Raw genomic sequence first — 11,873 nt, 5'->3', positions numbered from 1 at the left:
ATAAAATTGTGTTAATTATTTTAACATTTGTTGCACTAAATTTCTGAAACGGCGTATTTCATCTTTATATCTCACATAATAAGGTCTTCCACTTGTTGAAATAACAGTTTTCACACTGTCATTAAAATCAACACCTTTTGCATAGAGACGAACGGTTAGAGTTCTATGATTTCCAATATCAGTAATTGCTTCTTTTTTGGGAATTTTTCCAATATTTCGCATTTTCACTGTCTTCCAGATCGTCTCTTCAAACCCTTTCACTCTTTTCTTCCCTGATAGCAACTGCTGTGAAAGACCTTTATTGCGCGACCTAAGTTCTTCAATGGTTTTTTGGCAGGTTTCTATGGCTTTGTCCCAGGCGGAAAGGATTTCAGCGATTTTTTGCTGCTCGGGAAGTGGGGGAAGCGGGATTTTATAAGGATAAACATCATTCCTATTTAATGTCGGAACTCCTGAACCCGAACCAAACCGATTAAAATTCAAATAATTAAAAAGAAAATAAACATATTTTGGTTCACTATCAATAAAGTTTGTAACCCAAAGTGAAGTATTATGAGGCCAATAATCTTCCGTTATATAAAAAACCTTTCCAATTGTTCCAGAACGTCCGGTAACAATACCTGGTGCTTTTGCCTTAAATTCATTATGAAACTTTAGTATGCCATTTGAAAAAACAACAGGGAAATTTCCAGAAACTATATTATTAATCGGCAAATCAAATCCTCTTTGTAAGGGAGCAAATTCATCAACTCTCTTCACCTTCCAACCTTCAGGAATGAGTCCGATGGAAGTTTGTTTGTAGCCTTGTGGTACTTCCATTCTAGACTAAATTTAATTCTGTTAAATATTTTTCCATTTGTGCTTCCACTTCGCTTAATTGCTGTTTCAGCGATTGGATATTGGCGTGCACGGTTTTTATGTCCACTTCTTCCTCTTCCTCAAAAGTGTCCACATAACGCGGGATATTCAGGTTGAAGTCGTTTTCTTTAATATCTTCAATCGTTGCACGGTAAGCGTATTTGTCTTCCAGCACTTCGCCTTTTTCCTGCTGTAAAGGTTCGCTGTTTCTGTAGTTTTTGTAAGTGGTAACGATATGCTCAATATCCTTTTCGCGCAGAACATTTTGGTTTTTACCGCTTTCAAATCCTTTGCTCGCATCAATAAACAACACATCTTTGTTAGCGCTTCTCGCTTTATCAAAAATGAGAATAGCCGCAGGAATTCCCGTTCCAAAAAACAGATTTGCCGGTAAACCAATTACGGCATCCAAGAGATTTTCCTCAATCAGTTGCTGACGGATTTTACCTTCGGAACTTCCACGGAACAACACCCCGTGCGGAACAATTACGCCAACACGACCGTCGGTTTCATTGGCAGTTTCAATCATATGGCTGATAAAAGCGTAATCGCCCTTACTTTTTGGCGGCACACCACGGTGGAAACGCCCAAATTCATCAGCCGCTGCATTATCGGCTCCCCACTTATCCAGAGAAAATGGCGGATTTGCAACGACAATGTTGAATTTCATCAGATTATCATTCTCTAAAAGCAGAGGATTGTTAATGGTATCGCCCCATTTTATGGTCGCGCTGTCCTGCTCGTGCAGAAACATATTCATATTACACAAAGCCCAGGTGCTTCCGTTGTTTTCCTGTCCGTAAAGCGAATAGTTTTTTCCCGGAATTTCTTTGGCCACTTTAATCAATAGTGAACCTGAGCCACAAGTAGGATCGGAAATACGATTGCCTGGTTGCGGATCTACCAGTTTGGCCAACAATGTGCTCACTTCCGCCGGCGTGTAGAATTCTCCCGCTTTTTTGCCTGCTTCACCTGCAAAGAGAGAAATGAGGAATTCATAAGAATCGCCAATCACATCATTGCCATCCAAATGCGAAGGTTGCAGATCCAGTTTAGAAAAATCTACCAATAGATTTTTCAAAATAGCGTTACGCTGTTTGGTAGGACCAAAAGCCGTTTCGGAATTAAAGGAAACCGAACGGAATACCATATTTAATTTTGCACGGTTGGCATCTTCCAGCGCCGCCAATCCCATATCTATAATTTCGCCCACATTGGCTTCGTTGCGGTTTTCAAAAAGATAATCAAAGGTGCTGATTTCCGGAACCTGAAAACGCTCGCGCTGCAACTGTCTTTTTACCATTTCTTCGTTGCCAGGATATTTTTGGCGGTATTGCTCCTGTTTATCTTTCCATACATCAGAAAGGTATTTCACGAAGAGTAAACTGAGGACATAATCCTTATAAGAACCGCTTCCCATCACAGGACGGAGGGAATCGCAGGCTTTCCAAACGATATTGTTGATTTCTTTTTGGGTAATTTTATTTTCAGGCATTATGAGTTATTTTAAAATGTTATTAATGGCGGTTTGGTATAATAGTATTTTCTGATCTTTAATAGCGTCGGCAAGTTTCATTTCTTCATCGTGCAGTTTTTTCATCGCGACAATTTTTTTTTGCATTTCCAAAGTCGGAATTTCAATCTCAAAATCTGCCAATTCTTTTTTACGCAGTGAAGGAATATTACTTCCGGCTCCAGCCTGCTGAAAATAGGCAATGTTTTTTGAAAGGTTCAGCACTGCTGACAGAAAGCCCGGCAACACTTTATTTTCATCCACCTTAAGCACATAAAATAATGAGGAAGGAATGACTTCTCCCCATTTTTCTTCATATTCCACAGCAAAAAAACGGCTTCCTTTTCCTGCAAAGAGAATGTCTCCCACCTGCAAAGCAAAAGCGCGAGTGTTTTCTCTGTCCGGAACAAAAGCATCAAAATTGCCCAACAAAGTACCGGTTTCCGAAAAATTCTTTGCCTGTAAAAATGGCAAAGAACCTTCTGCAGACGGCTTTAGATAAGAACCGAACTGAATTGAGCAGACTTCATTTAGTTTAACTTTTTTCATAAAATAGTATTGTAAGTACTCTACAAAGTAGTGCAAATTAAAATAAAATAACTAAAATATGCAAATTTATTTTTTTGTAGAATTATTCAAATTTATATTTTATTTAAATTAATTTGTTTTTATTAATGTAGAAATGATAAATTTACAAAACAAATTTTGTGGAAAACTTTTAATTAAGACGCTCATTATCTGATAATTAGACAATACGATTTAGAAAATATCCACCTTTTCAGGCTCATTTACTTTCAAACCCCTCCTTAAACTTCAAAAACTTTTCCCCATCTTTCTGATTTTTCTTCATCCATTTGTTCATCAAATCTGTATTATATTTGAGTTGATTGTAGTCTTCAATTTCGAAAATCGCTTTTCCATCTCTCTTGATTTCATCCAAAATCTCCTGCCGAATTTCACTTTTGGCTCTAATGCTTTCGGAATACCATTTGAAAGAAAAATGTCCAGTCCCAAACAAAATTATCACTGCTAAAGACAAAATAGCGAGGCTTCTAGAAAAAATAAATTTTACAAGTTTTTCAATTCTTTCAAAAAAGCTGAGCGTGGTTTCCGACAAATGCGCAGGAATGCTTTCAGGAATTGAAGTTTTGTAATCCCAAATAGAATCAAGTTCTGTTCTAACAAACTGAATCGCTTTCTGCATCATATTGGTTGAACCAATAATCGCATTTTGTGCAGATTGATAAAAATTACGTGCTTCTAAATGAATTGTCTCTGCTTGATTAGCAGATTTAATGCTTTCTTCATTTGTTTCAACCACCTTTTTCAGCAGTTCATAAATATCGATTTGTGGTTCGTTTGGTGCTGTGTTTTGATGTTCCATTTTATCTAAATTTTCGTTTTTTTCGTTTTAATAATTCATCGTCGGGAGCGGTGTACGTTGGTTTTAAAAACTCATCAACCGTTTTTCCAATCTCTTTGGAGATATTGGTTCTTGAAATTTCCGTTTCTTCATTTTCTCGCATTTGCTCAAGCAAGGTTTGAATATGTTCAGCCCTCTCGAAGTTGGAATTCAAAGTTGTCTTGATATCTGCAATTTTCAGTTTGTTGGTAATTTCTGAAAGTTTATAGCCGGGTTTGTATTGTCGTTCGGTTTGGTAGTTGATGTCTTCATATCGCACAATCCGCATTCCCGAAATTCCGTCTTTCACATTTTGTGAAAGAGTTACTCGATAACCTTTTAGATGCATTTTCATTACAAGATCATCGAAGTTTTTAGCGTATTTCAAAGAGTTTGTCAAAGCATAATACATCATCTGTTTCTTCTCTTTTCCAATCTCGATATCTGTTTTCAGATTCAGTTTCTGACAAACTTCTCGGACTGCTTTACCAAAGTTTTCTCCGATTTTGTGTGCGGTAATCGTGTTCTCGCCAAAAGTGTTCACTCGGTTTACAATGAAGTGAATGTGCTTTTGCTTCGTGGAAGAATGAATATCCAAACGAATTTGATTATCATCCGTAACTCCGACTTTTTTTAATGCTCTCAAGGCTAAATCAGTCAGTTCTTCATTTGTCAGCTTATCGCCAATAGATTTCTCCGGAGAGATATATCCTGTTAATGCCCAATTTTTTACATTTTTATTTCTGTTGGCGACTGCTTTCATTTCCTTGAATTGTATTTCGGGATCCTCGCTCAAAAGATTATTGCAATAAACCATTTCCGCAGTTCCTCTATCGTTTCCATTATATTCCACCGCGATTTTGGAAATTCGTCTTGTCGTGGCACTGTTATTCATCTTCTCGGAAGTCCCCTTCTGTTCTAGCGTTCATTTTGTTGTAGAGATAATCGTGGATTAGTTTTGTCACGATCTCAACCTCTCTTAAAATCACTTTGGTGTGGTCCAATTGCGAAAATTCACTACGCCGAAACATATTTTTGATTCTGATGAAATTATTTCCATAGTCAAGCAAAGTTTCATGTTCTTTAAATTCATTAATTCTAAGTTCTCCGTTTGTGATTTTTATTCGGGTATATTTTGAAAATTTGAGATTGTATCGCTTCGCTTCTTGTATGGCTTCATCAAATTCTTTCTGCGTTAATCTTGTTGAAACCACTCTCGTAAATTGGTTAGAAGTCTTCTTTTTCAAACCTCCTTTTCTGCCAATTTCTTTGAAGTAATTTCTTCGTTTTTCTTGTGCAATTTTCTTTTCCTGTTCTCTTGAAATTTGTTGTACAAATTGTCTTAATTGATCATTTTCCATTTGATGTTTTTTCTTTTCTGAAGCAAAAATTTCTATTTTTTGCCGTTAATATTTTTTGAATTTTGTTTGATTTTTTCTCTGAATTTTTCCCTAAATGAGTGTCTGTTTTAAAGTTTTCGACGGTAGGAGAAAACCAAAATGTTCCAATTTTACAATCAGCGGACACGCTTATTGTAAACATTGGGTACTTTTTGCACTAACTATCTGCCGATTTTGCGTGGAGTTATTTTACCCACCTCTTCACTTTCGATACCTGTATCTATTTTACGCAGGTCTGTTTCTTCCAATCCTCTATCTCTTTTGCGCAAGTTCCCATTGATTAAAAACTCATTTAAGTCTTTGCGATTTTTGAATATAATCCGCTCGTCCGACACATTGGAGTTTTGCTTTTTGAGAATTTCGGTGACAGAATCTCCTGTCCTGTCATTGTCCAAATAGAGTTCAATTTGTTGATAGTTTTCGAGTTGATTTTTGACTTTTGAAATCATCGAAATCGAATTCAAAATGATGTAATCCGAAGGTTCTTTTTCGAGTGATTTTTCCAAAATTTTGAACGACAGATAGTCTGCAAATCCTTCAAAAATTCTTAAGGTTTTGGACTGATTTTTTATCGAAGTGAGGTCTTTTTTACCCAAACAAATTTTGATGTATGGATTCCTGACTTCGTATCCCTCCGAATCATTTTTGAAACCTAAACCGAAATATTTTCTGCCGTTCAGTTCATAATGGATTTCTTTGAGTTCAGATTTCTGGGAATCGAGTTTTCTTGATTTTAAGTATTCAATCAAACTGGGATGTTCCACTTCTTTGATTTCAAAAATTTGATATCCTGATTTTGGTTTATAATCTTCGTTTTCCATTTTCTTATCTGTTGGAATTGAATAATCAAATCTTTTCAGATATTCCAATGCTTCGGAAACTGAGCATTTCTTAATGCCTTGAACCAAGGAAACATTATCGTATTTCATTCCTGTTCCGAAATCGAATGCAGTGTTTTGGTTAAAGTTCACCACCAAACTCGGCGTTCTTTCTTTTCGGTCGAAGGCGTAATAAAAGGCGGTTTTACTGTTGTCTTTGCTCGGGAAAAGAGAAAAACTCTCCAATATTTCCCTAATACTGATATTTTCGTTTGCCTGTTTGCAATTCATAATAGTGTGTTTTTTTGTTTTGGGATTTTTGTGTTTTGTGTTTTGTTTTATAAAGTTTTTTGGTGTTTCTACCTACCTTCTTACCTAAGTCTTTAGCAGAAAGTGTTGAGAGTGATTTGGTTGACTTACCTTGACTTACCTTTCTACATATATTTTTTAATATTTTTTCTCTTTAAAATTCTATTATTAGGTAACTTTAGGTAAGTTTATTGTCTATTCTTACCTCTTATAAAAGTGTTTATTAATAATATTTTCAATGGATTTTAGGTAAGCAGGTAATTAGGTAGGAGGATTTTTAATTATTTTTTCATTCATTTTTTTCATCCTCAATTTTCCGTTTGATTAAATAGCCGTAAACCTGCTTTTTGGAATGCTTGATTCTTTCAAAGTTTAAGGCAGTCAATGCTTTTCCGATTTTGACATTGTTCATTCTCACTCCCAAAGCGTTGCTCATTGCAAGCATAATCTCTGTTGCGGTGAGGAAGTCGTTTTTGTTTTCTGATTTTTCAAAGTGTGTGATGAGGATTTCCTGTTCAAGCGTTATTTGCTTGAATTTTTCGTTTCGTTTTTCATTCTCAATTAAATCCTCTGCGGTGAGTTCGGGATTGTAATTTTTCCTTTCAAAAGCATTATAGTATGCTTGCGCCCAAACTTGGTTGATGTCGATTTCTTTGGAATAACCAAAATCAATTCCCAAAACTTCAAAAATGATCCATCGCACACTTCCTGTTTCATCGGTCAAGAAATCGGAACGGTTGGTTGAACCACAGAACGACGAAGTTCTAAACATCAACGACGATTTTCTGTCATAAGGCAATCTTGCATTCACGGTATTCTTAGAAATAAACGCCTTCAAAATATTGACATCCGTTTTGGACATCACCGAAAGTTCATCGATATTGATGATGAAGTTTTTGCAAAGCGCAATGAGTCCGTCCTTGTCCACACCAATATCTTCGGTGTAGTATTTCTCCAAACTTGGCGGAATCAGGAATCTCAAAAAACTTGTCTTTCCACTGTTTTGCTTGGTATTGTAGAGGACGAAGCATTGTTTGTTGATGTAACCTCTTTTCAATGCACACAAGACTGACCTTGTCAACCATTTTTCAAAATGGATTTGGAAAGATTCCGTATCTGTTGTCTTGACAAAACTTGTCAATCGTTGGATGTGGTTTTCACCGTCCCATTTTTCAAGGTTCTGAAAATAGTTCTCGAATGGATTGAAAATCGAAATCAAATGGCTTCGCATCAATATTTCAAGTTTGTTGAAAGCGATATTGATTCCTGCCTGAGTGAGTTCGATGTACAGAGAGTTTAAATTCAATTCCGTCCAATCGCCATTCTCTGTTTTTATCTCGAATTCCAATGCAATTTCGTTGAAACGGAGTTGGTATTTCTTCCCGATATACTTGATTATTTTGTCGAAAACCGTGACCGAACCTTTACTGCTTTGATAGAGTTCTTCTTCCGAATTCATAACCAATTACTTTTTCCATTTTTCTAAAATATCCCCCTCAAAATCATCGTAGTCATTACTATCTTCAACATCATCTGATGAGCTGTTGGAAATGAGATACTCTTCCAAATCTTCTTTTCGGAAATAAATTTTCTTTTGCCCTTTCTTTTTGTAAGCTTTCAACTTTCCGTGAAACTTCAATTGATAGAGATAATCGGGGTCAAGATTTAGAAACAATGCTGCTTCTTCTTTAGAATAAATGGTTTTTGCACTAAGAGCTAGAAGCTGTAGTGCTTTCGATGTAAATTCCTTTTGGGAATTTACTAGAACTGAAACTTGGGTTTCAATTAACTGTAATCTTTCTTGGTCATTCATGTTGTTGAATTTTGTTGTGACCAAGATATTCTAGGATGAAAATACCACCTAAAAGCGACTAAAAAAGTTTTTTGTAAAATAAAGTATAATAAATAATTGAACTTGTAGGAGCAATTTATTCTTTATGATGTTTTAGAATGGTTTGAAGTGAACACGAAAAAATATCGTGTTTATAAAGCTGATAATCAGTAAAATAATTTTTGAAAAATTTTTGAGTTCGAATGAATTTTGATGAAATTTTCAACAAAAAAGTGACCTAAGAAAGGTATTTTGAGAAATTCTTCGGATCTATGGGGTCTTTTTTCGGTATTCCGTGCTTATCGTTTGCCAAAACAATTTCATTGATGATTTTTATGGCTTCAGATTGAGTAGTTGTTTCTTCCTCATTAATTTCTTTGTTCTTGCACTTTTCAATCAAATCTGTATATTTTGAAAAGAAGTCCAAAATTGGTTGAACGCTCACGCCATTTCTTGCAGTTTTTGTAAAGATTATTTTACCACTTTTTCTTTTTTTAAGCAAAAAATCTGAAAGGATCTCCTCAGAATCTTTACTGATAAAATAATCTTCCATCACATCTGCCAAAATCAAATTGGCGTTATTCCGAATTTCAAAATCGAAATCTGAAGTTTTTAACAGTTGATTGTTTTCGGTCGCCAATTGATGAATTTCTCCACTTACATTTTTTTGTTGCAGGATTTCTTGAGATAAACTTTGCTTTGAAATTTGAATCTCTTTTTTTATTTCTTCAGAATGAAGGAGAATAGCATCATCAGTTCTAACTTGCTTTGCAAAAACAAAACGCTCATCATATTTATTTTCACGAAATTTTCTATAAGCGTCGAATGGCTTGAATGAATGATCCATTTTTCCTTCCAAAAGAACGAAACATAGTATTTGTAATAAAGTGTAAAAAAGAATTGACGTAAAATCGATTTGAGCTTCTTTGATTTTCTCTAAAATTGATAATCCCCAAAATAAAGAAAGTACAGATGAAATGAGAAATAAACATAGTACTATTATAAATCGGTTGGTATTCCAGTCATTATACCAATTTTTCTGTTCAGAAGAGTAGTAGTTGATTACAAATGGACTAAAAGCGAACCAAACCCTTCCTGCGAGATAAAGTGGAAAAAATATTGTGAGTAATAACACAATTAAATATACCGCTATATAGAAGGTGTCCATTTTTTTACTACAGTATTATAATGCTAATATATGGAGAAATAAAATACAAATGTTCGTCAAATGTTCGTCAAAATAAAAAAGAAGGGATTTTACATTGCTGCAAAATCCCTTAAAAAGTGGCCCCACTTGGGCTCGAACCAAGGACTTGATGATTATGAGTCATCTACTCTAACCAACTGAGTTATAGGGCCTTATGAATTTTTATATCTAAAAAATTCTAAAAATTTGTTTCCACTTTTTTCAACCTCGTTTTTCCCTTCAAAATGGCTTCGGGCTACTGATTATGAGTCAGCTACTCTAACCAACTGAGTTATAGGGCCTCAAAATTTGGTTAAATTTTGTGAGTGCAAAAATACTAATTTTTCTGTGCTATGCAAATTTTTTATGGCTTTTCTTGGCATAATTCTACCAAGACTCCATTTGTAGATTTTGGATGTAGAAAGACAACTATTTTATTATCAGCACCATCTTTAGGTTCTTCTGATATAAATTGGAAGCCCGCGTTTTTTAATCTTTCAATTTCGGAATGGATGTCGTCAACGCCAAACGCAATGTGATGAATCCCCTCTCCTTTCTTTTCAATGAATTTTGAAATGGGACTTTCTTCTTTTGAAGCTTCCAAGAGTTCTATTTTGGAATCACCTACTTGATAGAAAGAGGTTACAACGCCTTCGCGTTCTACACTTTCTTGCTTGTAAGAGTTTTTTCCTAATAGTTTTGAGAATACGTCGTCGGATAATCCTAAGGATTTGACGGCGATGCCGAGATGTTCTATTTTCATGTTTTAGATCTTATTATGTTTGCGTGAGGGCGAAGTGCATTGTTGGAGCTCTTCCCCAGTGGCGGCTCCGCCTCCACTGGGGAAAGCGACTGCACGCAGACCGACCCGATTGTTTTTGGCCTAGGCAAGCTTCTGGCTTTGCTTTGGAAAAACAACGGGGCACGCCCATATTATATCAAACAAAAGTATTAAATTTGCGCCATGAACGAAAGTAATAGACAAAGAAAAGTCGCACAAATTATACAAGAGGATTTTGCTGAGCTTTTTAGAAAACAATCTGCAGATAGTAACCAGAATTTTCTAATTAGCGTTAGCGACGTTAAAGTGACTACCGACCTTAGTATTGCTAAGATATATTTGAGCATCTTCCCTGCGGAATTGCGCAAACCAATTATGAAGGAGATTGAGGAAAATAAAACCCAGTATCGTAATTTTATTGGGCAAAAAATGGGCAAACAGGTGCGTATTATTCCTAATTTATCATTCTATCTTGATACAAGTCTTGACGATGTAGAACGTATCGAAAAGGAACTAAAAGGCGAAGGCGACAATCCTATTTTGTAAGATTTGTGAGAAATAATCCGCTTTATATCGCATCGCGTTACATTACTGCTAAAAAAGGTAGTCATGCTGTAACTTTCATCACTTGGCTTGCTGCTTTTGCTATGATGATTGCGGTGGCGTCGATGTTTGTAATTGTCTCTGTATTTTCTGCATTAGAAGATATTAACAGCGATATGATTGCAAATCTACATGCGGATCTCACTATTAAAAGTAAAAACGGAAAAACGCTTACAAACATTAAAGACATTAATCGTCTTCTAAAATCGAATACTAATGTCGAAAGTTTTTCTAAACTAATAGAAGAAAAAGTCTACATCAATTACAAAGATAATGGTGAAATAGCCTATCTGCGTGGTGTAGATTCGGCTTATACACTCGTAAATCCTATCAACAAAACAGTGTTATACGGGACTTATCCAAGTTTTGAATATTCTAACGAAGTTTTGATGGAAGGTCAACTTGACAATCGTCTGGCGATACCAGTTAACTCTTCGCAAGATTTTGCGACCATCTATATGCCGAAAGCTGGGAAAGGTATTATCCAGCAAGAGGATGACATTTTTAACAGAAAAGAAATTTATGTTACTGGGATTTTCCCGAGCAATGATCAACTCAACAATTATATTATTGCGCCAATTGAATTATCTCAACAGTTATTAAATCTTCCAAAAGACGCCGCTTATGAAGTTGTTATTAAACTTAAAAATCCAGAATTAGCAGACCAAGTTAAATTAAGCTTATTAAATCAACTGAAAAATACAGTCGAAATAAGTACAAAATCTGAAGAGAATGCAGCTTTTTGGAAAATGATTAACACCGAAAAATTGATGATCTACTTGATATTCTCATTGGTGATTTTCATTACAACATTTAATTTGGCTGGAGCTGTTATTATTTTGCAACTAGATAAAGCGCCACAAGCCAAAACACTTCGCTCGTTAGGTTTTACGCAAAAAGATCTTAATACAACATATTTTAACACAGGTCTACTAATTGTAGTTATTGGTGTAATTTTAGGTCTGGCTGTGGGGACAATTTTATGTTTTGTACAGATACAAACTAACTTCTTTATGGCTGGCGAGAATCTCCCTTTCCCTGTCAAGATTACTCTTTTCAACTATGCAATTGTTTCCGCAGTTGGTTTATCTTTCGGATTATTAGTTGCTTACATATTTTCTAGAAAGCTAAAACGCTAAATTTTAATGAAAATTTAAGTTGTTAATTTAAAA

At 35.3% G+C, this 11,873-nt stretch carries 13 protein-coding genes and 1 tRNA gene; 2 read left to right on the top strand and 12 right to left on the bottom strand.

The features are described 5' to 3' along the window. Positions 1 to 15: 15 nt before the first annotated feature. The 12 genes from RT037_RS04395 to mce all read right to left on the bottom strand — a co-directional run bounded on the left by RT037_RS04395 (position 16) and on the right by mce (position 10,080). Positions 16 to 819, bottom strand: coding sequence for a restriction endonuclease subunit S (locus RT037_RS04395; protein WP_313028428.1), 804 nt, complete (start codon positions 817 to 819; stop codon positions 16 to 18). 1 nt (position 820) lies between these two features. Then, positions 821 to 2,353 carry a type I restriction-modification system subunit M gene (locus RT037_RS04390; RefSeq protein ID WP_313028427.1) on the bottom strand — a complete coding sequence of 511 codons (1,533 nt, stop codon included), beginning with the start codon at positions 2,351 to 2,353 and terminating at the stop codon, positions 821 to 823. 6 nt (positions 2,354 to 2,359) lie between these two features. Beyond that, complete coding sequence (locus RT037_RS04385; protein WP_313028426.1) at positions 2,360 to 2,920, bottom strand: restriction endonuclease subunit S; 561 nt, start codon at positions 2,918 to 2,920, stop codon at positions 2,360 to 2,362. Positions 2,921 to 3,155: 235 nt separating this feature from the next. Further along, complete coding sequence (locus tag RT037_RS04380; RefSeq protein ID WP_313028425.1) at positions 3,156 to 3,755, bottom strand: hypothetical protein; 600 nt, start codon at positions 3,753 to 3,755, stop codon at positions 3,156 to 3,158. A gap of 1 nt (position 3,756) precedes the next feature. Then, a complete protein-coding gene (locus RT037_RS04375) occupies positions 3,757 to 4,668 on the bottom strand; it encodes a relaxase/mobilization nuclease domain-containing protein (RefSeq protein WP_165136728.1) in 912 nt (303 codons plus the stop codon). Further along, positions 4,661 to 5,134, bottom strand: a complete 474-nt coding sequence (locus RT037_RS04370) for a special sigma factor (protein WP_165136725.1) — start codon at positions 5,132 to 5,134, stop codon at positions 4,661 to 4,663. The genes RT037_RS04375 and RT037_RS04370 overlap by 8 nt, the downstream gene beginning before the upstream one ends. 200 nt (positions 5,135 to 5,334) lie before the next feature. Beyond that, positions 5,335 to 6,282: a toprim domain-containing protein gene (locus tag RT037_RS04365; protein ID WP_313028424.1), complete on the bottom strand. Its 948-nt coding sequence runs from the start codon at positions 6,280 to 6,282 to the stop codon at positions 5,335 to 5,337. A 307-nt stretch (positions 6,283 to 6,589) separates the two neighbouring features. Then, positions 6,590 to 7,759: a VapE domain-containing protein gene (locus tag RT037_RS04360; protein WP_313028422.1), complete on the bottom strand. Its 1,170-nt coding sequence runs from the start codon at positions 7,757 to 7,759 to the stop codon at positions 6,590 to 6,592. A gap of 6 nt (positions 7,760 to 7,765) precedes the next feature. Beyond that, a complete protein-coding gene (locus tag RT037_RS04355; RefSeq protein WP_209389145.1) occupies positions 7,766 to 8,113 on the bottom strand; it encodes a helix-turn-helix domain-containing protein in 348 nt (115 codons plus the stop codon). A 256-nt stretch (positions 8,114 to 8,369) separates the two neighbouring features. Next, a complete protein-coding gene (locus RT037_RS04350; RefSeq protein WP_313028420.1) occupies positions 8,370 to 8,978 on the bottom strand; it encodes a hypothetical protein in 609 nt (202 codons plus the stop codon). A gap of 438 nt (positions 8,979 to 9,416) precedes the next feature. Continuing rightward, positions 9,417 to 9,490, bottom strand: a tRNA-Ile gene (locus RT037_RS04345). Between the two features lie 191 nt (positions 9,491 to 9,681). Continuing rightward, complete coding sequence (gene mce, locus RT037_RS04340) at positions 9,682 to 10,080, bottom strand: methylmalonyl-CoA epimerase (protein WP_313028418.1); 399 nt, start codon at positions 10,078 to 10,080, stop codon at positions 9,682 to 9,684. A 201-nt stretch (positions 10,081 to 10,281) separates the two neighbouring features. Here mce and rbfA point away from each other — a divergent pair, with 201 nt between their 5' ends. Next, positions 10,282 to 10,644, top strand: coding sequence for a 30S ribosome-binding factor RbfA (rbfA, locus tag RT037_RS04335; protein WP_313028415.1), 363 nt, complete (start codon positions 10,282 to 10,284; stop codon positions 10,642 to 10,644). A 5-nt stretch (positions 10,645 to 10,649) separates the two neighbouring features. Beyond that, complete coding sequence (locus RT037_RS04330; protein ID WP_313028414.1) at positions 10,650 to 11,840, top strand: ABC transporter permease; 1,191 nt, start codon at positions 10,650 to 10,652, stop codon at positions 11,838 to 11,840. The last annotated feature ends 33 nt before the right edge of the window (positions 11,841 to 11,873 follow it).

It is taken from the genome of Soonwooa sp. (genome assembly GCF_032062245.1).
Classification (GTDB): Bacteria; Bacteroidota; Bacteroidia; order Flavobacteriales; family Weeksellaceae; genus Soonwooa.
Note: the sequence above shows the minus strand (reverse complement) of the source record. Positions and strands in the feature narration are given on the sequence as shown.